Here is a 24,908-nt window from a genome sequence, read left to right on the forward strand (position 1 = left end):
TTCAGTGGATCTATTTCTGGTGATTTCAGTGGTGATACTTTATGATTTGCCATGTGGTGTTTCTCTTTGTTGACTATTGATTTGTCAGATCAATCAACAGATTAGCACCACATTCTTTTTCTCACCTCATACACCAGAAATCATCATAGCTCATGTAATCTCCCTTATTTCCCAGGTTCATTGTCGGATATTACATTCTCATCATCGGTACATGTCAATGATTTAAGATTAATTGCATGATTTTAAAGCAAATGTCTGATGCTTGGTTAGTAAAAAGTAAATAGAGTTTTCTCAAAAAGTTCTTAATGGGGCTTCTGAAACATTAATTTCGAAATTATATTCGTGTGATTCTTTCAGTCTTTTCAATGAATCTATCGCGAGTCTTTGATCTATGTTAGGACCAATAATCACTTCGGTGACTGCCTCTTTTTCAAAATGAAAAGGGATATATGGAACTAATAAATTACCTTTTGAGTAAAAGTTTACTCTGTTATTGGTGTTAGATTGGTTAGCCTTATCATTGGTGTTATTGCCAATACAAGAAATCCTTACTTCTTTTTCATCTTCAAAGTGACTATTTTTTTGGTAGGAAGTTGTCAGCATTAGCTCTTTCGCAAAGTCTTCAAATATTTCTAATATTTCAGGGCTTAGCTCTTGTATCTTTGCTTTGAAGTTAGAAACTGCTTTATTTATATCTAATTTCGCGTCTTTTAGAGATTGAGTTACAGCGTCTGATAACACTAACAGGTATGCATTAAATTTATTCTTAAAGCTATGAGTAAGTTTTACGTTATTCTTGTAGCTAACATGTCGAATATCTATTCGTTCAGCTCTGTTTAAAGAGATATTGTTTGATATATTGGCTTCATCAAAACCAATTGAATATCCACCTTTAGAACAATAAGACATCCACTGACGAAGATAATCTCTTTCCGTAATGAAAGAAGTAACGAAAACAGGGGAACGTTCGTCAATTGTATCCAGGTATGCTATTAATGCTTTCATATGCATTTCCGAGTAAAGTCTTGCTTCTTCTACTGGGAACTTATCGTTGCAAAATTTGTCTATTTCACTCTGAATTACCCCTTGCTTTAATATGCTTATAGCATGTTGTAACTCCTGGTGGTCATTTAGGTATTTGATGTTTGTCATCCAGATTGACTGGCTAAATAAGATCCCTTTTAGTCCTTCAGCTGAAGTGTAGTGATAAATATTCATAGCTTTCCCTTCTAGAAAAAGAGTATTTTGCTAAGTGATTGCATGGCTAGCAATCCATCAATTTGCTGATAAGTGAACCATTTCCCCTAAACCTCCCCAATCACCCACTTCAAAATATCCCCACCATTCATTCCCTGGACAAACAACATGCCCAAATTCAGCATCCGTTCACAAGAGCGACTTAATACATGCCATCCAGACTTGCAGCTGGTCTTTGAAGAAGTCGTGAAGGTTTTTGACTGCTCAATCCTCTGTGGCCATCGTGATGAGCAAGACCAAAACCAAGTATTTCTTGAAGGGAAATCACAGCTCAAGTTTCCCAAGTCAAAGCACAATACATTGCCATCAATGGCGGTGGATGTTGTCCCTTACCCCATCGATTGGAAGAACAAGCAGCGATTCTATTACTTCGCAGGAACCGTTATGGGTATTGCTCAGCACCTTTATGAATCCGGGAAAATCACCCACCTGATCCGCTGGGGTGGTGACTGGGATAGAGATACGAAAACGGATGATCAGACCTTTATGGACTTGCCACATTTCGAACTGATAAAGGCTTGAGGATGAACAAAGAACAGGTCGTTTCATATAGCGCCAGTGTTACCACTGGTGGTGTCAGTTTGATGGCACATAACAGTTGGACGTCAATGGAATGGCTGACCGCATTTGGTGTGGTTGCAGGGATCGTCAGTTGTGCGGTTCGGGTGTATGTGGATGTTTCTGCACATCTGGATAGAAAGCGAGAGTTGAAGAAGGAGTGAAGGATTTCACCTGAATTGAAAATCACGAAGTTAGCAGAATATTGATGCAACGACTTCAAACACTTCTGACAGGAGAAAAACTATGACCCCAATTCTAAAAATGACGACCCGGTTTCTGACCGAGCGATTCCTCAAAAAGGCGCTGATGATCATCGCTAAGGAGCTTGCCAAGAAGACCACAAATAAGCTGGATGACAAGTTAGTGGATGAGTTAGACAAGGCATTACATGATGGCAAAAGCTGAACCTGTTGATTGGTTATCTGTGGAAAGTGAGTACCGCGCAAATCGGCACTCTATCCGGCAAATTGCCAGAGATCACGGCACATCCGAGGGAACCATTCGCCGCCGAGCCAAGAAGTTTGGCTGGCTGCGTGATGGCACGAAGATCAAGCGGGAAATGGTCAAGGCCCATTATGCAGGCGTGCCACTGACAGAGGATAAAGAAGAGTCGGTGACGATATCTGAGGCGATTGAAATAGCGGCGCTGGATGATATTCAGGATATGGATATTGGGCTTCGCAATGCTCGCCTTGCCCTTGAGATCGTGAATCAGACTTTGCAGCGAATACAGCAAACCCCGGCGACAATGGAGATGCTGGCATTTGATGCGAAGAATCTAAAAGTCCTGACGGAGAGTAACAAGTATAACGTGGAGGTCATCAGGCGTATTCGTGGATTGGATGATCCAGAACAGGCCAATACCAAGGATATGTCAGAGAGTGAAATCGATGCCAGGATAGAAGAGATTGCACGGAAGCTTGCATGAGCGCAGGTATGAAAAAGCAGTACTTGGCATTATTGGAAGCCAAACTTGCAAAAGTCGCCTCGCGCTCATTAGATGCCTATTGCCGCTATATCGAAATCCCAGGTGTTCCGGTCAATGATGATGACGATTGCGAGCTGTTTTACCCGGATAATGTTGAGCCTGCCCAGCACCACCAACTGATCAATCAATCCTTGGAAAAAGTAGAATCCGGTGAGATCAAACGCCTGATGGTATTTATGCCGCCTGGGTCTGCCAAGTCCACCTATGCCACGGTTGTTTTCCCCACTTGGTTTATGGGGAAGAACCCAAAAAAGAATATTATCAATACTTCATACGGTAGCGACCTTGCGCGGAAATTTGGTCGAAAATGCCGTCAAATTACTCGTTCTCCTGCTTATCAGCGCGTGTTTAATACAGGACTGACCGAGGATAACAAAGCCGTCGATAACTGGTCACTCACCAACGAATCAACTTACATGGCCGGAGGTATTTTATCGGGTATCACGGGTAATCGTGCTGATGGGCTGATCATCGACGATCCAGTGAAAGGTCGTGAGCAGGCAGAGAGTGAAACTATTCGAAACAAAACATGGGAGGCGTATTTATCCGACCTTCGCACCCGGTTAAAACCCAACGGTTGGATCATCGTGATACTGACCCGCTGGCATGAAGATGATTTGGCCGGGCGTATACTACCAAACGGTTACGCAGGTGAGTCCGGTACTATCCAGGCAAAAGATGGCGAGGACTGGCATGTGATCTGCCTGCAAGCCCAGTGTGAGCGTGACGATGATCCACTTAAGCGAAAGCAAAGGGAATACCTTTGGACGGAATGGTTCTCAGAGGCACATTGGAAGCAAGAGCGGATCACCCAAGGGTCGCGCAACTGGGATGCACTGTATCAGCAACGACCATCACCAGCAGAGGGCGGGATGATCAAGCGTACTTGGGTCTCTCGCTATCGTGTCCCACCTGCAAATCCAATCCGGATCGTTCAGTCCTGGGATACAGCCAATAAAGCAAATGAAATTAACGACCCGTCCGTGTGCACCACCTGGGCAGAAACAAAACTGGCGTATTATCTGTTAGATGTCTGGTGCGGGAAAGTGGAGTTTCCAACACTAAAATCAACTGCAATCAGCTTGGCGCAAAAGTGGCAACCATCCGCGATTTTGATTGAAGACAAAGCCAGTGGCCAGTCGCTGATCCAAGAGTTCAAAGCAAACACCCGATTACCTGTGATTGCCATCGAACCCGAAGGAGACAAAATCACGCGGATGTCAGCAGAGTCAGCGAAGTTTGAAGCCGGAAAGGTATTTATGCCAGAAGCGGCTTCATGGCTGCCAGACTACGAAAGAGAGATCTTCGCTTTCCCACTATGCGAGCATGACGACCAAGTAGACAGCACCAGTCAATTCCTTAAATGGGCTTCAAGCAATCAGCAGCACTTTGCATATGAAAAGGTGAAGCCGACAGGTTTGAGGAAAGGTGGGGCTTGGTGAGGACTATTCACCAGAAGCCAATTTACGTTTCTCTAGCCATTCTCGAAGCATTTTGTATTTAAGGAATAATCGATAATAGCTAAACGCTGATACGCAGATTATTACACACCCAAAGATAATCATAGTTTGAACGATCATGTGATCAAGGGCTTCTTCTGGTTGCGGAGATCCACCAAAAATACTGATAATAAACTCTCCGGTCATGAAGTATCGAATGAAGATGAAGGCTACAAATGGGCCAATAATGGCGTATAAGAAATTGCCGATAGTTTCGAGGACAAAGCCAATACGCTTTCCGTAATACTTAAGGGTTTCGTAACGTCGGTATATCAGAATGCTAGTTATTATTGTTAAAAAATAATAGTTGTTACCATATACGAGACTGTATGAGACGTCTCTTTCTGGGTCATAGCCTAGGTCCGGTCCTTTGTAAAAAGGTTCTGGAGTAAAAATTTCAGGTGCAAAAAAAGGAGTAAAAACAAAGTCAGAATTTGCCATAAAAATGACATTTGAGATACCAACCAAAAAGAAAAACCACAGAAGAGAAGTGACTGCGTAATTAATATGCTGCTTCAAAACGACTTCCTGACAACACGACCCTGAACAAAAGTTATGCATTTTATCAGTCTTTATCATTGCTGTCATTTTTTAACCAGTGCACCATTTCACCTAAGCCTCAAAAGAGCCCCACCCGATAATGCGGTATTTGTTCTAATCAGGCTTAACCATGACCAAACTCACCAAAGAAATCGCAGCGCCAACGCATATTCGTAATGTTTGGGGGCCGGGCTTAGTTGCCAGTGGCCTGACGCCTGCCAGATTAGCCAGCATATTGCGAGAAGCAGACGAGGGCAGTCTTGATGCGTATCTTACCCTTGCAGAAGAAATGGAAGAGCGCGATCCGCATTACTCCAGTGTCTTGCGTACACGAAAACTGGCTGTTGCAAGCTTGGAACCTATCGTTGAGTCGATTGGTGAAGATCCCCAATCTGAAAAGTTAGCCCAATCTGTCCGCGACATGATTGCGACACCACAATTTGCTGACATGCTCACGGATGCGTTAGACGCTTTGGGTAAAGGGTTTAGTGCGCTTGAGATCATATGGGATAAACAAAGCCAGCACTGGCAACCCAAGGAATATAAGTGGCGTGATCCGCGCTTCTTTGCATTCAGCCAGGAAAACCCCGAAGAATTGAGATTGTTGGATGAAGTAGATCCGGTCAATGGCATACCGCTCCCTCAATACAAATTTATCGTGCATCGTCCCAAGTTGAAATCCGGCTTAACACTGCGAGGTGGTTTAGCGCGATTGGTGGCGTTTGCTTATCTCTGCAAAATGTATGGTAAGAAAGATTGGCTGGCGTTTATTGAAGTATATGGCCTGCCGCTTCGCGTCGGAAAGTATGGCAGTGCTGCTAGCAAAGAAGATATCGACATCGTGAAAACAGCGGTTGCGAATATTGGCTCAGATGCCGCAGCTGTGTTGCCTGACTCCATGCAAATTGAATTTCACCAAGTCGCCCAGGCTGCAAATGGGGCAGAGGTGTTTGCAAGGTTGGTTGAGTGGATTGATCAGCAGGTATCCAAGGCTGTGTTAGGCCAGACGATGACCTCTGATAATGGTTCTAGTTTGGCACAAGCGAAAGTCCATAATGAAGTCCGGCAAGATATCATTGAATCGGATGCCAAGCAGTTGGCAAATACCATCAACCGCGATTTGATCCGCCCCTTTATCGACATCAACTTTGGTCCTCAAAAAGTTTATCCAAAAGTGGTTCTGCGCCTGCCCGAGTCAGAAGATTTAGAATTACTGGCATCGAATTTAGAAAAATTAGTCCCCTTGGGGTTAAAGGTCGATGCAACAGAAGTGCGGGCAAAGTTGGGCTTATCTGAGCCAACAAAGGACTCTGAAACTTTAGGTGTTGCTCAAGCGCAAGATATCGCTTCAAATCATCAGCAATGCACGTGTGGAAAAGTACTCAATCGAGCGCAAGCGGATGAGTTTTCTGAGTTGATGCTGGATGATTGGGAAGTGCAAATGAACCCAATCATTGAGCCGGTGATTGAGGCTGTGGCACAAGCGGATGACTATGCTCCTCTGTTGCAGAAACTGCCACAGCTTTTGTCTCAAATGAACCCTGAGCAGATCACCAGTGCATTATCACAAGCTGGATTTGTCGGTTATGTCGAAGGCGTAGAGGGTGAAGATGAAACCAATTGAAGCACTCAAATATTTACTAGATAAAGGCTATCAGCTGGGTTGGGATCATCGTGATGTGTGGAAAGAAGAACATATTCGGTCATTCACAGTCGCCAAAGCCATGTGCAAAGACATCCTGATTGATATTCGCTATTCAATTGATAAAGCGCTCAGAGAGGGTAAACCCTATGCACAATTTCAAAAGGAGTTAGTACCACTACTTGCCCGTAAAGGTTGGATTGGCAAAGTGTTGATGTCGGATGGCTCTTTAGTGGAGCTTGGTACCCCCAGGCGGCTTAAAATCATCTTTGATACGAATGTCAGAGTTGCCCGCAGTGCTGGTCAATGGCAGCGGTTCGAGCAGCGCAAAAAAGCACTTCCGTATTTACGATACAGCTTAGGGCCATCGAAAGAACACCGCGAAGAACATGTGAAGTTCAAAGGCTATGTATTGCCCATCACCGATCCATTCTGGAACACCCATATGCCGCCTAATGGTTGGGGCTGTAAATGCCGGGCTCGGCAAATCTCAGAAGCGGAGGCGTTAAAGTATGGTGTATCAGAGTCGCCAAAGTTGGAGTACCAGACTTGGACCAATCAGCGCACAGGGAAAACGGAATTAGTGCCAGAAGGTGTAGACCCAGGTTGGAACTACAACCCTGGGAAATCAAAACTCGAACATACCAAACAATATGCCCGAGAGAAGGATTTAGAGTTCAGTGCCGCATTTGCAGGTATTTTAGAAAAGCTGGGGCTAGCCAGCACCGAAGAGAATTAGGTATGGCCGATAAAAATTGCCTTACCCGTTGCATGACGTTGATTGTCTTGGGAGACCTGAGCAATCCATTCATACTCAGTGTTGAAATGAAATAGCGCGTAATCGCCGAATTGTGGTTGTTGGTTTAAGTCGAGTAAAACGATATCTCCTGTTTGAAATGGTCCGAAAGGCGAAGTGATCTTTCTTGTAATTATTTTATCCATAAAAAATCCACTACATACGAATACGGACGCTTGAATGTAGTGGATTTAATATCTAATGAACACGATCTAGGCTACGTTTTCTCTGGTACTTTGGTGTAGTTTTTTGAGTGAGTTTGCATCAAACAATAATGACCAGATGTTGAGGTAAATGAATACGCTTAAAAGGATTTTTAAGGGAACAAGCCACTCATGTAAGAATTTTGCTGGGGCTTGGTACTCAAAGTAGCTATATGGGATCAAAGCGAGTAGTAAAAGTATGTTATACGTTGCACTTGCAAGGTAGATGCGGCCAATAGCAAATACTTGGAAGAAATTTGATCCTTTCGGTAATTCATATTTAAACCAACTTGCCACGACATCGTAGTGTAGGAAAAGCCACCTCACAACTAAATCAAACACCACTCCATATATTAATGCTGAATAGATACTGCTCGCAAATGCCCATGATCCTATTAAATTTACCGCCATCATTGCGGTATAAATCAATGTAATCATCCTCGCAGCTTTGTTTTTCCAGTGCAGCAATAATAAATATAATGCCGCTATTAGAAAACCTGGTGTAGTAAAAAGCTGATAGCCCTGACTATTGAGACCCCATCCAATCAAACACACTACCACCAATAAAGCGATAGTGTGCAAAAGAAATCTTATTGAATCATTCATTTCATCCCTCATCAATATTTTCTTGCACCACTGCTACTGAGTGAGCAGCTTTAGGTAATGCTGGGAAGTCACCACCCACTCCTGTTCCTCCCCCATTAATGTTCTTTAATTCTTCTAGGGAAAGTTCTTTGACTTGGTTAGTTTTTTGAGTTTTCTGTTCGTTGTTCATGTACATATCTCCGGTTAAATAGGGGCATGATCGGTTTTTGCAGAAATGAGAAAAAGGAACGCCAGTCTTTGGTGACTTGCATCCAGTGTCTCACAAGGCTAAATGAAGGATCACACTTCCCTGCTTCAATGTTTTGGATATGACGTACAGAGCAATCGAGTATTTCCGCAAGTTCTTCTTGGGTGAGGCCAGAATCCCTACGCGCTTCACGTAAGATCTGTCCCTGATACTCTAAGCTATTTTTACGGTCTTTGTCGCGCGTTTTCGTATTCATAACGGGGAAAAGCACCATAAAATGAACTGCTCTTCACGCATATTTCTCAAATTTTACAGCAATATAAGGGCAAGGTATTAATTTAATCCCTACTTCTGTACCCAGTTTGTATAAACAATCGCCAATTATTCTGAGGTCAAAACCGCAACACAGTGCAGCTTTTCCCCTGAATATCAAAATTCCACCACGCTAACGTAGCGTGCATGAAAGAAAATACCTTAGCCTTAAACACAGAGTTACGCACGCATGATGGAAATATTCCTGATTGGGTGGAGCTGATCCCACCTGGACAACATGTTGTTGGCCGCGACGCTCGTCACTGGGTAAATGATTCCCCTTACCAACTGATCCAGGCATTTAACCATAATGGCGCTGATCTCCCAATTGATATTGAGCATGCCACAGAGTTTAAAGCCCCAAATGGTGAACCCGCACCCGCTGTCGGTTGGATCAAGGAAATTGAAGTACGGGAAATGAATGCGATATGGGGGCGCGTTGAGTGGAATGCACAAGGCAAAAAGCTCATTAAAGAAAAGTCCTATCGCTATTTGTCACCTGTTTTTCTCGTAGATAGAGAAACAACCCGTATCAAAAAGCTGTGCTCAGCAGGGCTCACCAATCAACCAAATTTACATCTCACTGCGCTCAATCAGCGCCAATCAACCGGAGAAAAGCCAATGGCTCTTGCACTTGCAATCGCAACCGTTCTCGGCCTGTCTTCTGATAGCACCGAAGAACAGGCCGTTTATGCAATCAACACACTCAAAACTGATAAAGAGAAGGCGCTCAACCACGCACAAAATCCCAGCCTGGAGAAGTTTGTACCACGTGCAGATCATGATGTTGCTCTCAATCGTGCAAAGGAAGCAGAACAAAAAATTAAGGACATCGAAGAGAAGTCGCTTAATCAGAAAATAGAACAGGAAATCGAAAGCGCATTAATAGCAGGTGTGATCACCCCGGCAACCGCAGATTATCACCGGGCAAACTGCCAACAGGAAGGAGGACTGGGGCGCTTTCAAGCGTATGTCAAAGCAGCCCCAGAGATTGCAGGGGATAGTGGGTTAGATGGTAAAAAGACACCAGAGCATACATCACGTTTATCTGAGGATGATAAAGAAGCGTGTCAGTTGTTGGGCCTGTCTGAGAAAGAGTTTAAGAACTTAGGTGAGGACAAGTAACATGGCAATCATTACTCCAAATTTACTGCGTAGCTTGTTCACGGGTTACCAAAGCCTGTTTCAAAAAGGGCTGGGTATGGCCCCATCGCAATATCAGCAAATTGCGAGTGTCGTTCCCTCATCTTCTGCATCCAATACTTACGGCTGGCTGGGACAGTTCCCACAATTTCGAGAATGGATTGGCGAGCGTGTGATCAAAGATATGGCAGCCCACGGTTACCAGATCTTCAACAAAGACTTTGAAAGCACAATTGGGGTTGATAGAAACGACATCGAAGATGATAACTTAGGGATTTATTCTCCGCTCTTTTTGGAAATGGGTCGTGCAGCCGCAGCACAACCGGATGAACTGACTTTCGGGTTGTTGAAAAAAGGATTTAATGAACTTTGTTTTGATGGTCAGAACTTCTTTGATACCGATCACCCTGTGGGTCAAGCAGGCTCAGAAGTGAGTGTTTCTAACTTTGATGATGGCGGCAGCTCCCCAAAAGCCCCTTGGTTTTTACTCGATACCAGTCGTGCCATCAAGCCACTGATTTTCCAACAGCGTAAAAAGCCGAAGTTTGTCAGCATGACCAAAGAAGAAGACGAGCTGGTCTTTATGAACAAGCAGTACCGCTACGGTGTGGACTCTCGCTGTAATGTGGGTTTTGGCTTCTGGCAAATGGCATATGCGAGTCAACAAGAGCTAAAGACGGATGCGTTCGACCATGCTTTTGACACCATGTGCAGTTACACAAGTGATGAAGGAAGGCCGCTTGGGATCACCCCGACGACCTTGGTTGTCCCACCACAGCTTCGCACCAAGGCCAATGCCATTGTTAAAGAGAAGCTTGCTGGGGGTGAAGATAATCCGAATTCAGGGATCGTCAAAGTCGTTGTGTCACCTTGGTTGATTTAAGGGAGCAGATGATGACAGACCAATTGTTTATCCGCGCCAAGGTGAAGCCCGGCTTTCGTCGCAGTGGGATTTACTTCCCTTATGAAGGTGTCACGATTGAGACAGCCACTTTGTCCGAAGAAGCTTTAAAAGCAATCCAGGTAGAACAACGCTTAGTCATCGCAGAAGGCAATCAAGAGCCGATTGATGATACGCCGCCAGCGTTTCTTGAAGAGATCACCGAGGCAATCGGGATGCTCAATCCTGAGAAAAAGCCCAATGTGAAAGACGTTGAAGCCATTTTGAAAAAGGATATTTCGGGCGTACAACGAGATAAAGCATGGCAGCTATATCAAGAACGATTGGAAGCCTTATGATTTATGCATCCGTGGATGATATCGATAAACGCTATGGCGAAGATTTTCTCTACACCATTGCGGATCGCAATCAGGATGACACATTAGACACGGCCGCCATTGAGCGGTCATTGTCTGATGCTTCCGATTTGATGAACTCCTACCTTGCAACGCGCTACACACTCCCAATCATGGAAACGCTGCCAATATTGAGTCGAGCCTGTGTTGATATCGCTGTGTATTGGCTGAGTGAAGATGCAGGCGTGGCAACAGAAGAGCGCCGGACACGTTATGATGATGCCATCTCTTGGCTTGAGCGTGTCACCGCAGGCAAAACCGATCTTCCGATTCAACAACCGGATGAACCTACGAAAACGCCTGGGGGACTTGTTTCTTACTCCCCACGATTATTTACCCGGCAGAATTTAAGGGGGTGGTGATGACACAATTTCAGGTCGAATTCGAAGACTTTAAAACCGCCAGCCTCACCATTGAGCGTTTTTTTGACGAAGCGAAAGATAAAACCGAGCTATTGAGTGCAATTGCTGGGCTGAGTGAGGACCAGACCAAGGCAAGGATTGAAGAAGATAAAGCCGCACCGGATGGTTCCCCCTGGCCGCAATGGTCGCAATTGTATGCTCAGTCTCGCCATGAAAACCAGTCACTACTTGAACACGAAGGCCACTTATTCGATTCCATTCAATCACTTTTTGATGCAGAACGCGCGGAGATCGGCACCAATTTGATTTACGCAGCCAGTCATCAGTTTGGTGATGAAACCCAAGGTATCCCAGCAAGGCCTTTCTTAGGATTTGGGGATGAAGACAAGCGAGATATCGAATCGGTAGTCGATGATTGGCTCAAGCAGCTTTGGAGAAACTAAATGATGCTTGATACGTTACAACAACGCATTGTTGCCACCATTTCTGCGGAACTTGGGGAAAAGAGCAAAGTGAGTACCCATGCAGGTGCGTTGAACTTAAAAGAAATGAAAGGCAAAACCATTGCACTACCTGCGATCCGGGTTGTCTTGATGGGCTGCGCCAATATCGAAGAGACCGAAACTGGGGAAATGGAAGCGAAAGCGAGATTGGCTGCATTTGTCGTGACGAAGCCTCAACGCGGAAGGAATAAAGCCGATGTTTCTTTGGAACTGGTAGAAGGACTCATTGCACTCATACCTAGTCAGATGTGGGAGATGGAAAATGTACATCCAGCCGAAAAGGTCAAAGCGGAAAATCTGTATAACGCTCAGCTGGACCGAGAAGGTTTATCCATGTGGGTGATCACCTGGGAACAGGTGGTGATTTTGGGAGAGGATGTGTGGTCTGGTGGTCAAACGCCCTCGGAATTTTACTTAGCGGATGATGAGGGTGATTTCGGTCAAGCCCCTAACTATGAGCAGATAAAGTAATGGATATTTTATTTCGCTTATCTGAGCTGGAACGCCAACTTTCCAACCTGATTTTGATTGGCAGTATTTCTAATGTCGATGAACAAAACGCCCTGGTACAAGTGGTTTCTGGTGAATTAGAAACAGGCTGGCTTCCGTGGCTGACGCGTAGAGCAGGCAATGATATCGAATATTGGTCGCCCGAGGTAGGTGAGCAGGTTGTCCTTCTCTGTCCGGATGGGGATCCGGAGCTGGGAGTTGTGCTTCCGGCACTTTACCAAAATCAGTTTCCAGCTTTAGACAAGTGCACTTCTGTGCATCGGGTGCAATATCAAAATGGTGCTGTGATTGAATATGACAGGGAGGCGAACCAACTTAAAGCCACATTACCCAGCGGTGGTAAAATTCAGCTGGTTTCTGATGGGGGAATAGAGATTACAGGTGATACTAAAATCAACGGCCGCTTACACGTTACGGACAATATCAAAGGTGAACAGGACATCATTGATAAAACGCGCAGCATGGATGCAGATAGAAAGATTTATAACAAGCATAAGCACCCTGGCGTGCAATCTGGCCCAGGGCAAACACAACCAAGTATGGAGAAAATGTAATGCAAGGGATGTGCATTCAAACAGGAAAGCCGCTTGCAGGGATCGCCCATCTGCGTCAATCCATCGTGGATATCCTAAAAACGCCACGTGGCAGCCGGGTGATGCGGCGCAATTATGGCAGCCGCTTATTTGAGTTAGTCGATGCGCCCATCAATCAAGAAACCATCGTTGAGATCTATGCATCCACAGCAGAAGCACTCGATACCTGGGAGCCAAGATTTCAGTTACAAAATATCCAAGTCACTCGCGTCATCAGTGGCAGAATTGAAATGGACTTGATGGGGCTTTACCAGGAAAAGCATGTGACATTGCAAGGGCTGCAACTATGAATACACCGATTAATTTATCAGAACTCCCAGCGCCGAATGTGGTCGAGGAGCTGGATTATGAAACCATCTTTCAAGCGATGTTGAGCGACTTACAATCGCGAGATCCATCATTTAACGCCTTGGTTGAGTCAGATCCAGCAACGAAGATTTTAGAGGTCGCAGCCTACCGCGAATTACTCCTTAGGCAACGGGTGAATGATGCCACGCGCTCTGTGATGCTTGCCTATGCCAACAAGCATGATCTGGATAACTTGGGTGCTTTGTTTGGTCTCAGTCGTCACGAGAATGAACAAGACCCGGCTTTTCGCACTCGAATACAACTTGCATTTGAAGGGCTCAGTACAGCAGGACCGATTGCGGGATATCAGTTTCATGCGCTCTCTGCCTCCAGTCAGGTGAAGGATGTCCATGTAAACAGCCCAAGTCCGGGGGTGGTGTCTGTTGTCGTGTTATCTCATCAAGGCAATGGCACACCCTCCGATGAACTACTCACCACAGTGAACGCCGTTTTGAGTCATGAAGATGTTCGCCCACTAACCGACCATGTTCAGGTCATGCCTGCTCAAATTCATGAATATCAAATTGTCGCTGATCTGTCTTTTTACCAAGGACCAGACCAATCCGTTGTTGCAGCGCAAGCAAAAAAAGCCGTGACCGCTTACGCGCAAACCCATCATCAAATTGGGCATGACATTACCCAGTCTGGTTTATTGGCTGCGCTGCATCAGCCTGGGGTTCGAAATGTAAAACTAATTACCCCAACTCAAGACTTGATCATGAACGAGGATAAAGCAGGGTTTTGCACCCAAATAGAGGTAAGGACGGCTTCATGAACCTATTGCCGAGCAATGCGACACAGCAAGAACGTGCGATGGTGGAGGCGACCGCAAGAGTCAGTGATATCCCGGTTGCGCTTGGTAAAGTCTGGAACCCGGATCACTGTCCAGAAGCATTGTTGCCTTGGTTGGCTTGGTCCTTATCTGTTGATGAATGGGATAGCCAATGGCCTGAGCATATGAAACGTGCAGTGATCAAACAATCTGCGCGAATTCATCGCCACAAAGGGACGGTTGGCGCTGTGAGAAAAGCATTATCGGCGCTAGGCGTGACGGTGGACTTTTTGGAATGGTTTGAATCGACCGATGATGTCGCGCTTTTACACATTCACGATAGCACTCCGCATACCTTTGTGTTTGTCGCCTGGGCGAATGAAAATCCTTATACCAGCCATAGCATCTTTTTAAACGAAAAACTCTACAGTGCTATTCGAAATGTGGTCGATAAAATCAAGCCTGTGCGTTCTCATTACGAATTCTTAGTGGGAGCAAAATTTGACGCGGGCATTGGTATTGCTGCATCCGCCAGAGTGATGAATCATGTCCGTATTGAAGCCCAAACAATCCCAGTGCAACCTGCACCGCTGGAGATGGGACTCAGTGCAGCTTTTCACCTGAACTCGCGTCGATATGTCATAGCAAAATTGTACGCATGATCTTCCTTGGAATGTATACATGTGAGCAAAGTTCTCCGTCCCACCATGACCCGTGCAGGATTGCAGGCGGTCTTTAACGATAACAATCGAGGTTTTGAAACCCTGATTGGTGCTATCGCTTTAGGCGCAGGCATTTACCAACCCAACGGAAACCAAACGGCACTCATGGATGAAAGAAGCCGGGTTAATGTGCTCAGCGGTAAACGTGTCGCCCCGAATCAAATCAATTTTACGGTCGTCGATGAAAGCGAGCAGGAATACGACTTAGGTGAATTGGGCGTGTATTCCACAACGGGTGTATTGCTTTGTGTTTATTCCGCCCAAGGAGAAGTGATCGCCAGAAAAACAGCGGATACGGGGGTGATTGTCTCTGCCAGTTTGGTCCTGACAGGTCTACCCGATAATTCGGTGAACATCATCGATACTGGCCCAGATTTCAACATCCTGATCGCGCCGGAATTGGCAAGAATGGCAACCGTGCAAATCAGCAATATGACCCGCCATCTCAAACAACTTTTTCGTTCAATGGATTTAGGACTCACGCATGGCACTTGAACAAGACATTACCAACCTGACATTGGCTGCAAATCAATTGACCGAAACCGTTACGGACAAAATAGGTGATATTGATTCAAAAGTCACAGCAGCCGAAGCACGAATGGATAACTTTATTCACAATGCACGCAGTGAATATATTCGATTTACCCACTATGTAGCCTTGCCGGAGAAAGTCTTTATTCCGGCTTTAGGCTTATCTGAGAACGAAATTGCCCAGTACACCTACGATATGCCCGCGGATTACACACCCGCGAAAAGCGATGGGACGGTGTGTTTTGCAGATATTGTGGAGTTTGCCAATGGGTTTAACCAAGTACCGTTGCCCGACGGAATGCACGCCTATCTGAATTTGTTGGTGAATGTCGCAGGCAGTGTGGCCGCCACCATGCATACCAAGGTGCACATGCTGCGATTGAATACAGCCCAAGAGGCTTATCACCCGCATGATTCTATTACTGAGCCGTTTTTACTCCTGGGAGAAGAGGATAACCCTATACATGATATTTCTGGCCGGGATTGGGGCGATAAATATCAGGACCGGAACCAATTGAAGATCACCAACTTCTATTGGCGCAATTACTTATCTTGGACCACGCTGCGCGTTTTGAATTTAGGCAAGCGCGACTTAGAGATTTTCGGGGTTGGAATTGAGGTGCGCCAATGAAAATCATCAAGAACAACGAAATCATTTACTCGGGCCGTCCACTGACCGCTCATGAGCTGAAGATTTACGGCAGCCCACAAAGTTACACCCTGCAATATGAACAGTCGGAAGTTCTGCAACTTCGCCGAAACGCTTATGAGGCGCAGTCCGATCCACTGTTTATGGAATGGCAGTATGACCAAACGGATGCCAAGAAACAAGCATGGCAAAACGCTGTGGCTACCATTAAATCCCGCTATCCGATTGAAGGAGAATAAACCATGCCAGAACAATTCCAACATGGTGTTGAAATCGTCGAGCTGGATAATGCACCACGTGCCATTCGCACTGTGAAATCATCTGTCATTGGTATAATTGGGACCGCACCCGATGCAGATAAAAGCAAGTTCCCATTGAATATTCCTGTCCTTGTTGCGGGGAGTTTAAAAGAAGCCGCAAAGCTTGGAAAAACCGGAACCTTACCCGGTGCAATGGATGGGATCTTTGACCAGACAGGGGCGATGGTCGTTGTGATCCGTGTGGACACGGATGATGATGTTGCCAAGCAACAGGCGCTGATACAAGGCGGTGTCGATACAGATACTGGTGAATATACAGGTGTTCACGCGTTTCTATCCAGTGCAGCCTCTTGTGGTGCTCAGCCCAAATTACTGATTGCGCCTGGTTTTACAGACGAACAAAGTATTGTCACTGAAATGGTCGGCATTGCAGAGCGATTACGCGCAGTTGTGATCGCCGATGGTCCCAGTACGAATGATACCGATGTGATTGCTTATCGCAATCAATTTGGCTCTGGCCGGATATTCTTGGTGGACCCGGCGGTGAAGGTCAAAGACCCGCAAACGGGATTGGAAACCATCCAACCATTGAGTCCTCGAGTGGCTGGTTTGATTGCCAAAACGGACAATAAAAGAGGCTTTTGGCATTCCCCATCCAACCAAGAAATCAATGGGATCATTGGCTCTGAGCGAACCATTCACTTTATTCAGGGTGATCCAAATGTTCGCGCCAATTTGCTCAATGAAAATGAGATCACGACACTGATCCGAAAGCGTGGTTTTTTCCTGTGGGGAAACAGGACCTGTTCAAGCGATCCCAAATGGGCATTTCTACAGGTCAGGCGCACCGCGGATATTATTCAAGAGAGTGTGCAACGCGCTTTAGATTGGGCGGTGGATCGCAATATCACGACCTTGTTTACCGAAATGGTGGAAGAGTCGGTGAATGCCTATCTGCGCAATCTTATTAACATCGGGGCAATCTTGGGTGGTGAATGCTGGGCAGATCCGGACTTGAATACACCTGCGAATATTGCTGCGGGTAAAGCCTACTTCAACATCAAATTCACCCCACCCACACCTGCGGAACATATTGTGTTTCATTGCAGCGTCACGAATGAATATATGAAAGGGGTCGTCAATGGCTAACATACCGCAGTTCCTCAAAAACATGAACTTGTACGTGGATGGTAAAAGCTATGCCGGACGCGTCGAAGAGATCACTTTACCAAAACTTGCCGTGGATACAGAAGAATTCAATGGGGGTGGTTTGGATGCACCGATTGAAATCGATATGGGGATGCAAAAGTTAGAGGCGAGCTTTTTGATCAATGAATACGACCCAGCGTTGTTTGCCATGCTCGGCCTGCTGCCTGGAAACTTCGTCAATGTATCTTGCAGGGGCGTGATGGTTCAAGGAGAAGAAAAAACACCCGTTGTGGCGAACTTAATGGGTGCCTGGAAGGAAATAGATATGGGCAGCTGGAAACGTAAGGAAAAATCAGCGTTGAAAGTCCTGATTGCCCCTCGGGTTTACACCTTGCTGATTGATGGCATTCCCGCCATTCATATCGATATCCCGAACTACATCAGAAGGATCGGCCTTGTCGATTTCTTAGAAGATGAACGAAACATGTTAGGAATTTAAAATCATGAGCCATGATATTCCATTTGAATTAGATTACCCCGTCAACATCGATGGTGTTGAAACCAATCAACTGAACCTGCGTCGTCCCAAGGGAAAAGACATCAAGAAAATGCAGCTCTCGAAAAAAGATGAGCTGGTGAAGAGCTATGAGTTTTTCGCAGACTTAGCAGGCATTCCACCTTCCGTGATTGATGAAATGGATGCCGAAGATTTAAAGAAGCTGGGTGAGATGTGCGAAGAGATGATGGGAAAGGGTTAGAGGGCGACTTATACACCATGCTTGGTAATATCGCTGCGGTATTTCACTGGCCGCCATCGGAGCTTTGGGATCTGGATCTCGACGACATTGCACTGTGGCATGAACAAGCCATGATGCGTTCAGGGAGTGAACCATGTCAGCGTTGATCACCTCGGTTGTTATTCGTGCCGTTGACCAGATCACCCGCCCTGGGCGCAAGATATCTGAGTCAATGGGTCGGATGGCACAGCAATTTACCAAGTCCAGCCAGAAGGCACAAACGCTCGGCCAATCCACCCAAAACCTGCAAGGAAAAATCAAACGGGTTGTCTCATCAATTCGGGAGAGCTGCAAAAGGCTTGTACAGCAGATTCATGCAGGCGAGCGATTAAAGAAGGTCTATCAATCGCTCAATAATGTGCTGGGTTCTCACGTTGCACGCCTCAATAAAATTAACCAACTCCAGCAACGTATTCAAACCACGTCTGACAAGCTCCAGGCGAACGCCAATCGACGGGCAGAATTGCGTGGTCAGCTCATTGATACCATCGCGTTAGGGTATGCATTTTCAAAGCCCATACAAGCTGCAATGGACTTTGAAGATGCGATGACAGATGTCACCAAGAATGTCGCCAATGCTGATTTCGATACCATGCGAACGGCCATCAACGAGATTGCAAAGGTAAGCCCACTTGGTGCAACAGGTGTAGCGAAATTGGTCTCAGAAGCAGGTAAGATTGGCTTTGGTGCAAAGCAGGCGCTTGAGTTTTCCAAAGTCTCTGAGCAGATGGCGGTGGCTTTTGAACTCTCTACCAATGAAGCAGGCAGCTATATCACCAAGTTTGTCTCGTCGATGGGCTTAGGTCTGGGTAAAATTGGAGAACTTGGTGATGCCATCAATTACCTCGGTGATAACACCACATCCAATGCGAAAAATATCACGCAGATCACCTCTCGTTTTGGCTCGCTTGGCTTAAAAGCTGGGTTCTCAAAAGAACAAACAGCGGCCCTTGCTGCGGCAATGGATGGCGTTTCACCGAATGCGGAGTCGGCAGGAACAGCCATGAAAAACTTGCTCAGCGCACTTTCTCAAGGTGAAAAGGCCAGTAAGCCGACGCGCGAAGCTTTAGAATCTCTTGGCTTTACAGCCTCCGAAGTTGCGCAAAACATGCAGGAAGACGCCGCTGGTACGATCCGAGATGTCCTGGCCGCGATTGGCGATGCACCGGATGAACTCCAGCTGTCATTACTTAAAGTGATTGTTGGTGACGAAGCCCTGGGCGCCGCTGGTGCATTGGTCAATAACCTCAAATCCTATGATAAAGCGATGAGCTTAGTCGCCAGTCGTAAAAAGTACCTCGGCAGTGTGACGGATGAATACGCGAGAAAATCAGCCACAGCCAAATTCCAAATGGCGGTGATGCGCTCCAATCTTTCTATCTTGGCTGAGTCCATCGGTCGAACCTTGCTGCCCACACTTAATGCCCTGATGCAAAATATTGCGAAGGTGGCGAGCACCATTGCGGATCTTTCTGAGCGTTTCCCGGTCGTAACTAAAGCTGTGATTGGCCTGACAACAGCACTGGTCACAGGCAAGATAGCCATGATTGCATTTGGCTATGCGGCCAGCTTTATCCAGGGCGCTCTACTTACCTCAAAGCTTGGATTTTTGCGAACTCAAAAGGCCATCACAACATTCAATGCCTCAGTCACTCGCTCAACCACGGCCATTTTACCTGCCTTCGCAAAGGGCATTCGCAGCACGTTTCGGTCGATGCGAAAGCATCCATTCAAAACTATGTTTGCAGGATTAAAGCATCTGACGAAAGGATTGCTATTACCGCTTAAGCCACTGGCTCTTTTGACCAAGGGGTTGCTCTCGGTGTCCGTTGCCATGCTGACAACTCCTTTTGGCTTGATCGTCACGGCGGTTGCAGCCACGGCCTATACCATTTACAAGTATTGGGATCGGGTCAAAGCATTTATCTCTGGGGTTGTGGAAGGATTTAAGTCTGCAGCTGCGCCAATTCAAGAGTCACTGAAACCCATTCAGCCAGTGCTTGAAAAAATTGGTGATGTTATTGGCTGGGTCACAGAAAAAGTCAGTGCTTTTTTAACACCCATCACCGCCACCAAAGAAGAGCTGAAAAGTGCCACAGAAGCAGGTCGCCAATTTGGTGAAGCTGTTGCAAATGCAATTCACTCCGTGATCAAAGTCGTCAGTCGTGTCAGTGACTTTTTTGGTTCATTTTTTGGAGAGAATGAGAAAGAACTGGATCTCAATGTTTCCAAGTCCATTACCCAAGTGGTGAAGCAAATACCAGAGCCGAACATCTCTGGAAAGATGCAACTCAGACCAAAAGAAGCACCCACAACGGTTCAACCAATCCGCACGCAAGGGACAACCATTACCAATCATCATCAAAGCGACATTATAATCAATCAGCTGCCTGGGGAAAACGCTGAAAAACTCGCTCGACGCATTATTCAAGAAGAAATTCGGATTGCGAAGCGCAAAGAACAAGTTGAAAATCGCGCGGCACTTTTTGATGTGAACTGAGGTAGCGATGTCTTACACCATGTTGATCTTAACCAACCCACAACAAGAAAAACGATATCGGTTTAGCTTGAACACTGCCACGTATCAAAACAAGAACCGGACAACGAACTACCGTTGGGCGCAGCTGGACAGGCTCCAACAGCAACCCGGATTGCAGTTCCTGGGACCGGGTGAGGACACATTAGAAATCTCTGGTGTGATTTACCCTCATTTTCGCGGTGGCTTCGGACAACTGGATGCGATGCGTGAAGAGGCTGGCAAAGGTGAGCCGTTTATTTTGGTCAAAGGTACGGGTGAGGTGTTTGGCAAGTTTGCGATTGAGTCCATCACAGAGGAACAGGAACAATTGAGCAGAGATGGGACTCCAAAGAAGGTCTCTTTTTCGTTGAGCCTGAGAAAGTTTGGAGAAGATGTATGAGCCAGTACACGACGATTGCAGGTGAGTTGTTGGATGAGATTGTGTGGTTTCACTATGGGGTGACACAAGGTGCCGTGGAAGTTGTGTTGCAAGCCAATCCGGGCCTTGCCGATCACGGTCCTGTACTGCCTGCTGGGGTCATTATCAAGCTACCCGATTACACACCGCCACAAACGAGCAAGAGCATTCGGTTATGGGACTAACGCCAGCGTTTAAAGTCATTGCGAATCAAACCGACATCACCCGACAGATCCAATCCAGATTACTGTCTATTACCGTGATAGATGTGATTGAGACCAACGCGGATACACTCGATATTCGCTTGGATGATGCAAACCATGATATCGAGTTACCACAAACAGGTGCTGAGCTTGAAGTTCATTTGGGTTACAAAGAAAATGGCTTGCGTTACATGGGAAAGTTTACAGTTGATGAAATCGAGCTATCTGGCCCACCCAATACAATGAGTATTCGCGCAAAAGCAGCCGATATGCTCCAATCCTTAAAAGCACCCAAAACCCGCAAATGGCAACGTCCAGGTAAACAACCAGAACGGATCAAGCTCACAGAAATCATTCAGGCTATTGCTGATGAACACCGGATGTCAGCGAAGGTTAGCCAAGACTTCCAGTCGCTCAGTTATGAAGTACTCAATCAAACCAAAGAAAGTGACCTGAATTTCTTAACCCGGTTAGCAAGAGAAGCAGGCGCGACCTTTAAGCCAGCAAATGGTGCATTGCTCTTTGTAAAACGTGGTAAAGCCAAATCAGCATCCGGCCAAGACCTACCAACAATCAAACTTCACCCAACCGATGTGATCACATGGCGCATCACCATTGCTGAGCGCGGCAGCTTTCACAGTGTTCAAGCTGAATACCGAGACCATGACAAAGGTGAAACAATTAAAGTTACTGTTGGTGAAGGGGAGCCTGTATTTAAACTCCGCAGTAAATACAAAGACGCTGGATCCGCAGCAAAGGCAGCGGAATCAAAACTAGAAGTGTTTACCCGAGGTCGTTCACAACTGGAATTTGAATGTCTTGGTCGAAGCGACTTTCAGGCCGGTGCATTTGTTGAAGTTGAACGCTTTCGTTCTGGTGTGGATGGGAGGTATGTGATCCAGCAGGTGGAACATGAAGTTGGGGATGGTGGGTATTTATGTAAAACTGTTTCTGGTTGACCATCAACACTTTAAATTAGTAATAAAGTTGTATTTTATATTATTTATCAATAAATTAAGATCATTTTCGAATTTACAATATTTTACTTTTTACGAAAATCTACAACGCAATGTATAAAAACGGACTCAACATACAAAAATCAAAACAACTCTTTTCTTGTTGTAACTAGATTCCAACCCGACGAGGCTCCTCGTCATCTATTTATACATCCCTACAAAAAGTGTACTCATATCCAAGGCTATTATTATGGATAAAGATCTAGACATAAAAGAATACGAGAAAAGTTTCCAACAATTAAAATCAGTTATTCATGATAGTGATCCATTAAAACTTCTGACAGCTATCTCAATTGCTTTTTTAGCTGGCCCATCATCAGCACCAGTTGATCATAACCCCAATAAAAGAGGTGTTGGGGATCTTGATATTGAATTATTACAGTCAATTTTTTTAGAAGTTCCTGGAAGTCATGAACGCTTCAAACATTACAAAGAAATAAGTAATAGATCAGATGAGATTCTATCTCTATTGAGAGAAATTCACAGCAGCTTTAGCAGAGTAAAGGCTCAAGAAAACTATGATAAGAACAAAACTCATGAAGAAAATAAGTTTGCTCATTTAATGGCTCTCAGCAGTCAATACCGAAGAAATTGGGCTTATCTAAGCGAGACTTTGGAAATAACCTATGGTTTATTTCAACCAATATCAACTTCGATGCTTAAGAAGACAGGGGTAAATGTACTGATTTTACCTCGCTTAATAGAGCTATTTTATTTCAGGGTTGTTTTCTCACCTTTAGTTTATGAATTGTGGTTTGAATGGAAAGCTCAAAATTATAATAGAGAGTATATTTTTAAAGAGTTGTTATGCCATGATAATGATGAACTCATTGCTTTATTTTCTATTAGGTCGGGTGAACTTTCGGAGCTGTTTGAAGTAGATGTAAATGAAGTTGAATTTTTGCTTGATAAGCTTAGTTTATCTTTTGGTGACTTACGGGGTACATGTGAAAGTTATATTCTCAGTAATCCGATATGGAAGAAGCCGTTCATTCGAATTCAGCAAGGGCATTATTTCTTATCTTCAATCCACCTTTTAACAACTAATATTTTTGATATTGTTAAATATCTTGTTGAGTCTATAGATCACTCATTTATGGATAGGAATGTACAAAAAAGAATCTCGAAGTACACGGAAGACAAGGTCGGGGAAATTTTTAAGGAAGCATTCCCGAATGCAGACCTTTTGGCCAAACAGACTTATATTGACTCAAGAAGCGATCACAGTTGTGAGGCTGATTTAATAGTAAAATACTATGGAACGTTGTTTATTGTTGAGTCAAAGTCAGGCCGACTTGGAGAAAAAGCTAGGCAAGGCAATATCAACGCGTTGAAAACTTACTTTAGTAGAAATATCTATAAGGGCAATGGGCAAAATACTTCAATTGTAGGAGGTATTGGGAAAGCCGGAGATGTAAAAAAACTTGAACCCAAAAAAGTAAGTGAATCGAATCAAGCTTTGGATACAAGTAAAGTCTTTCGGACAATTAAGCTCATTGTCATATTGGCTGACTTAGGTTCAAGCTCAAGTTTCCAAAGTTATCATAATGTCTTCTCAAAAAATCAAACGCTGGATAGCTTAGTCATTCATATCGCTGACTTAATGGTTATTTTCGAAGTATTAAACTCTCCATTAGAGATTATCAACTACTTTCTCAAGCGGAAGAAATTGGCAGATATGAGTTACCATAATGGGGATGAAATGGACTTGCTCGGCTTGTATTTAAAAAATAGGTTCAACTTTAACCCGCTTGAGATAAATAATTCAAATATTTCAGGTTATTCAGCTGATGTTGACTCATACAAAAATCAACAGCTCCATACTCCTGATGCTATTCCTCCAATGTTACCAATGAACGGTTACTGGCAAAGTATTATTAATCGCTTGACTTCAAAAATGGAATCTGGAAGTGAATATGATTTGTTACCGCTTAGTTTGGACCTATTGAATGTTGATAAAAAAACTCAAGATGAATTAGCATCAGTGTTATTCGATAGTAAGAAAGAGATGAGAACAAAGATTATTGATCACCGACCTGCGTTTTTTGACCTATTGAATCATGAAGGGAAGATTCAGCTTATATTTTATATTGCCAGAGGTGCTTATACCATAAGGCACAAACGGGATCTATTGTATTACATTTCATCAATCGATAGAAAAGAGTTTCGTGATGAAGATATACCATTCGTACTGTATTTAGATGCATTTGACAAGAGCAGCAATCCGTACACACATCTAATAGGGTTGCTACCTAAAGCAAAAACAAAGCGTCAGAGAGCTATGATGATTTCTGGTGTATGAGGTGAGAAAAAGAATGTGGTGCTAATCTGTTGATTGATCTTGCAAATCAATAGTCAACAAAGAGAAACACCACATGACAAATCATAAAGTATCGCCACTGAAATCACCAGAAATAGATCCACTGAACGACGTTTTAAAGCAAGGGGCACAAGCGCTCCTCGCGAAAGCCATTGAAGCTGAAGTGGCCGAGTTGTTGGCACAATACGAAACGCTTCAAGTGGATGG

35 protein-coding genes and 1 pseudogene are annotated in these 24,908 nt (G+C 44.9%); 30 read left to right on the top strand and 6 right to left on the bottom strand.

Annotation, left to right across the window (positions count from 1 at the left end):
• Positions 1-291: 291 nt before the first annotated feature.
• Positions 292-1,218, bottom strand: a complete 927-nt coding sequence (locus C505_RS0119995; protein WP_018694421.1) for a DUF2971 domain-containing protein — start codon at positions 1,216-1,218, stop codon at positions 292-294.
• Between the two features lie 147 nt (positions 1,219-1,365).
• Between C505_RS0119995 and C505_RS0120000 the strand changes: the two genes are divergently transcribed.
• From C505_RS0120000 to terL, 5 genes are all read left to right on the top strand, one after another.
• Complete coding sequence (locus C505_RS0120000; RefSeq protein WP_018694422.1) at positions 1,366-1,779, top strand: M15 family metallopeptidase; 414 nt, start codon at positions 1,366-1,368, stop codon at positions 1,777-1,779.
• Positions 1,780-1,781: 2 nt separating this feature from the next.
• Positions 1,782-1,979 carry a hypothetical protein gene (locus C505_RS0120005; protein ID WP_018694423.1) on the top strand — a complete coding sequence of 66 codons (198 nt, stop codon included), beginning with the start codon at positions 1,782-1,784 and terminating at the stop codon, positions 1,977-1,979.
• A gap of 82 nt (positions 1,980-2,061) precedes the next feature.
• Positions 2,062-2,223 carry a hypothetical protein gene (locus C505_RS24620; protein ID WP_018694424.1) on the top strand — a complete coding sequence of 54 codons (162 nt, stop codon included), beginning with the start codon at positions 2,062-2,064 and terminating at the stop codon, positions 2,221-2,223.
• Positions 2,210-2,746 (top strand): hypothetical protein, encoded by a 537-nt coding sequence (locus C505_RS0120015; protein WP_018694425.1) that lies wholly within the window; start codon positions 2,210-2,212, stop codon positions 2,744-2,746. Before C505_RS24620 ends, C505_RS0120015 begins: the two co-directional genes overlap by 14 nt.
• 8 nt (positions 2,747-2,754) lie before the next feature.
• Positions 2,755-4,248, top strand: coding sequence for a phage terminase large subunit (gene terL / locus C505_RS23155; RefSeq protein WP_169337076.1), 1,494 nt, complete (start codon positions 2,755-2,757; stop codon positions 4,246-4,248).
• Positions 4,249-4,251: 3 nt separating this feature from the next.
• On the opposite strand, the gene C505_RS0120025 is transcribed toward terL, so the two are convergent.
• Complete coding sequence (locus tag C505_RS0120025) at positions 4,252-4,824, bottom strand: hypothetical protein (RefSeq protein WP_157369240.1); 573 nt, start codon at positions 4,822-4,824, stop codon at positions 4,252-4,254.
• A gap of 151 nt (positions 4,825-4,975) precedes the next feature.
• Here C505_RS0120025 and C505_RS23160 point away from each other — a divergent pair, with 151 nt between their 5' ends.
• Positions 4,976-6,469 carry a DUF935 domain-containing protein gene (locus C505_RS23160; RefSeq protein WP_018694428.1) on the top strand — a complete coding sequence of 498 codons (1,494 nt, stop codon included), beginning with the start codon at positions 4,976-4,978 and terminating at the stop codon, positions 6,467-6,469.
• Positions 6,456-7,226, top strand: a complete 771-nt coding sequence (locus C505_RS0120035) for a phage head morphogenesis protein (protein WP_040440406.1) — start codon at positions 6,456-6,458, stop codon at positions 7,224-7,226. Before C505_RS23160 ends, C505_RS0120035 begins: the two co-directional genes overlap by 14 nt.
• On the opposite strand, the gene C505_RS0120040 is transcribed toward C505_RS0120035, so the two are convergent.
• The 4 genes from C505_RS0120040 to C505_RS23165 form a co-directional block, all read right to left on the bottom strand.
• Positions 7,223-7,429, bottom strand: a complete 207-nt coding sequence (locus C505_RS0120040; RefSeq protein WP_018694430.1) for a hypothetical protein — start codon at positions 7,427-7,429, stop codon at positions 7,223-7,225. The genes C505_RS0120035 and C505_RS0120040 overlap by 4 nt on opposite strands.
• 66 nt (positions 7,430-7,495) lie before the next feature.
• Complete coding sequence (locus tag C505_RS0120045; protein WP_026318117.1) at positions 7,496-8,092, bottom strand: hypothetical protein; 597 nt, start codon at positions 8,090-8,092, stop codon at positions 7,496-7,498.
• A 1-nt stretch (position 8,093) separates the two neighbouring features.
• Complete coding sequence (locus C505_RS24145) at positions 8,094-8,261, bottom strand: CCRG-2 family RiPP (RefSeq protein WP_018694432.1); 168 nt, start codon at positions 8,259-8,261, stop codon at positions 8,094-8,096.
• On the bottom strand, positions 8,230-8,535 hold the full coding sequence (locus C505_RS23165) for a helix-turn-helix domain-containing protein (RefSeq protein WP_157369244.1): 306 nt from the start codon (positions 8,533-8,535) through the stop codon (positions 8,230-8,232). Before C505_RS23165 ends, C505_RS24145 begins: the two co-directional genes overlap by 32 nt.
• A 203-nt stretch (positions 8,536-8,738) precedes the next feature.
• On the opposite strand from C505_RS23165, the gene C505_RS0120060 reads away from it, so the two are divergent.
• The 23 genes and pseudogenes from C505_RS0120060 to C505_RS25015 all read left to right on the top strand — a co-directional run.
• Positions 8,739-9,716, top strand: a complete 978-nt coding sequence (locus C505_RS0120060; RefSeq protein ID WP_018694434.1) for a phage protease — start codon at positions 8,739-8,741, stop codon at positions 9,714-9,716.
• Position 9,717: 1 nt separating this feature from the next.
• Positions 9,718-10,617 carry a Mu-like prophage major head subunit gpT family protein gene (locus C505_RS0120065; protein WP_018694435.1) on the top strand — a complete coding sequence of 300 codons (900 nt, stop codon included), beginning with the start codon at positions 9,718-9,720 and terminating at the stop codon, positions 10,615-10,617.
• An 11-nt stretch (positions 10,618-10,628) separates the two neighbouring features.
• Positions 10,629-10,973, top strand: a complete 345-nt coding sequence (locus C505_RS0120070) for a hypothetical protein (protein ID WP_157369248.1) — start codon at positions 10,629-10,631, stop codon at positions 10,971-10,973.
• Positions 10,937-11,392 carry a gp436 family protein gene (locus C505_RS0120075; RefSeq protein WP_245556387.1) on the top strand — a complete coding sequence of 152 codons (456 nt, stop codon included), beginning with the start codon at positions 10,937-10,939 and terminating at the stop codon, positions 11,390-11,392. The genes C505_RS0120070 and C505_RS0120075 overlap by 37 nt, the downstream gene beginning before the upstream one ends.
• Complete coding sequence (locus C505_RS0120080; protein WP_018694438.1) at positions 11,392-11,835, top strand: phage virion morphogenesis protein; 444 nt, start codon at positions 11,392-11,394, stop codon at positions 11,833-11,835. Before C505_RS0120075 ends, C505_RS0120080 begins: the two co-directional genes overlap by 1 nt.
• Entirely contained in the window at positions 11,836-12,366 is a 531-nt protein-coding gene (locus tag C505_RS0120085) for a phage protein Gp37 (RefSeq protein WP_018694439.1), read from the top strand.
• A complete protein-coding gene (locus C505_RS0120090) occupies positions 12,366-12,959 on the top strand; it encodes a phage baseplate assembly protein V (protein WP_018694440.1) in 594 nt (197 codons plus the stop codon). Before C505_RS0120085 ends, C505_RS0120090 begins: the two co-directional genes overlap by 1 nt.
• Positions 12,959-13,288 (top strand): GPW/gp25 family protein, encoded by a 330-nt coding sequence (locus C505_RS0120095; RefSeq protein ID WP_018694441.1) that lies wholly within the window; start codon positions 12,959-12,961, stop codon positions 13,286-13,288. The genes C505_RS0120090 and C505_RS0120095 overlap by 1 nt, the downstream gene beginning before the upstream one ends.
• Positions 13,285-14,121, top strand: a complete 837-nt coding sequence (locus tag C505_RS0120100; RefSeq protein ID WP_018694442.1) for a baseplate assembly protein — start codon at positions 13,285-13,287, stop codon at positions 14,119-14,121. The genes C505_RS0120095 and C505_RS0120100 overlap by 4 nt, the downstream gene beginning before the upstream one ends.
• On the top strand, positions 14,118-14,780 hold the full coding sequence (locus tag C505_RS23170) for a phage tail protein I (protein WP_018694443.1): 663 nt from the start codon (positions 14,118-14,120) through the stop codon (positions 14,778-14,780). The genes C505_RS0120100 and C505_RS23170 overlap by 4 nt, the downstream gene beginning before the upstream one ends.
• A gap of 21 nt (positions 14,781-14,801) precedes the next feature.
• Complete coding sequence (locus tag C505_RS23175) at positions 14,802-15,335, top strand: phage tail-collar fiber domain-containing protein (RefSeq protein ID WP_157369246.1); 534 nt, start codon at positions 14,802-14,804, stop codon at positions 15,333-15,335.
• On the top strand, positions 15,325-16,002 hold the full coding sequence (locus tag C505_RS0120110; protein WP_018694445.1) for a hypothetical protein: 678 nt from the start codon (positions 15,325-15,327) through the stop codon (positions 16,000-16,002). Before C505_RS23175 ends, C505_RS0120110 begins: the two co-directional genes overlap by 11 nt.
• Positions 15,999-16,259, top strand: coding sequence for a hypothetical protein (locus tag C505_RS23180; protein ID WP_018694446.1), 261 nt, complete (start codon positions 15,999-16,001; stop codon positions 16,257-16,259). The genes C505_RS0120110 and C505_RS23180 overlap by 4 nt, the downstream gene beginning before the upstream one ends.
• Before the next feature lie 3 nt (positions 16,260-16,262).
• Positions 16,263-17,429: a phage tail sheath subtilisin-like domain-containing protein gene (locus C505_RS0120120; RefSeq protein WP_018694447.1), complete on the top strand. Its 1,167-nt coding sequence runs from the start codon at positions 16,263-16,265 to the stop codon at positions 17,427-17,429.
• Entirely contained in the window at positions 17,422-17,928 is a 507-nt protein-coding gene (locus tag C505_RS0120125) for a phage major tail tube protein (RefSeq protein WP_018694448.1), read from the top strand. The genes C505_RS0120120 and C505_RS0120125 overlap by 8 nt, the downstream gene beginning before the upstream one ends.
• Positions 17,929-17,932: 4 nt before the next feature.
• Positions 17,933-18,187 (top strand): phage tail assembly protein, encoded by a 255-nt coding sequence (locus C505_RS0120130; RefSeq protein WP_018694449.1) that lies wholly within the window; start codon positions 17,933-17,935, stop codon positions 18,185-18,187.
• 17 nt (positions 18,188-18,204) lie between these two features.
• Positions 18,205-18,333, top strand: coding sequence for a GpE family phage tail protein (locus tag C505_RS24150; protein WP_018694450.1), 129 nt, complete (start codon positions 18,205-18,207; stop codon positions 18,331-18,333).
• Positions 18,321-20,726, top strand: a complete 2,406-nt coding sequence (locus C505_RS0120140; protein ID WP_018694451.1) for a phage tail tape measure protein — start codon at positions 18,321-18,323, stop codon at positions 20,724-20,726. The genes C505_RS24150 and C505_RS0120140 overlap by 13 nt, the downstream gene beginning before the upstream one ends.
• 7 nt (positions 20,727-20,733) lie before the next feature.
• Entirely contained in the window at positions 20,734-21,144 is a 411-nt protein-coding gene (locus tag C505_RS0120145; RefSeq protein ID WP_018694452.1) for a phage tail protein, read from the top strand.
• Positions 21,141-21,347, top strand: a complete 207-nt coding sequence (locus C505_RS0120150; RefSeq protein ID WP_018694453.1) for a tail protein X — start codon at positions 21,141-21,143, stop codon at positions 21,345-21,347. The genes C505_RS0120145 and C505_RS0120150 overlap by 4 nt, the downstream gene beginning before the upstream one ends.
• Positions 21,338-22,324 carry a phage late control D family protein gene (locus C505_RS0120155; protein WP_018694454.1) on the top strand — a complete coding sequence of 329 codons (987 nt, stop codon included), beginning with the start codon at positions 21,338-21,340 and terminating at the stop codon, positions 22,322-22,324. The genes C505_RS0120150 and C505_RS0120155 overlap by 10 nt, the downstream gene beginning before the upstream one ends.
• Before the next feature lie 247 nt (positions 22,325-22,571).
• Entirely contained in the window at positions 22,572-24,683 is a 2,112-nt protein-coding gene (locus tag C505_RS0120160; RefSeq protein WP_018694455.1) for a hypothetical protein, read from the top strand.
• A gap of 73 nt (positions 24,684-24,756) precedes the next feature.
• Positions 24,757-24,908: pseudogene (locus tag C505_RS25015) on the top strand (IS256 family transposase); the annotation flags it as partial.

The sequence above is a fragment of the Algicola sagamiensis DSM 14643 genome (assembly GCF_000374485.1).
Taxonomy (GTDB): Bacteria; Pseudomonadota; Gammaproteobacteria; order Enterobacterales; family Alteromonadaceae; genus Algicola; species Algicola sagamiensis.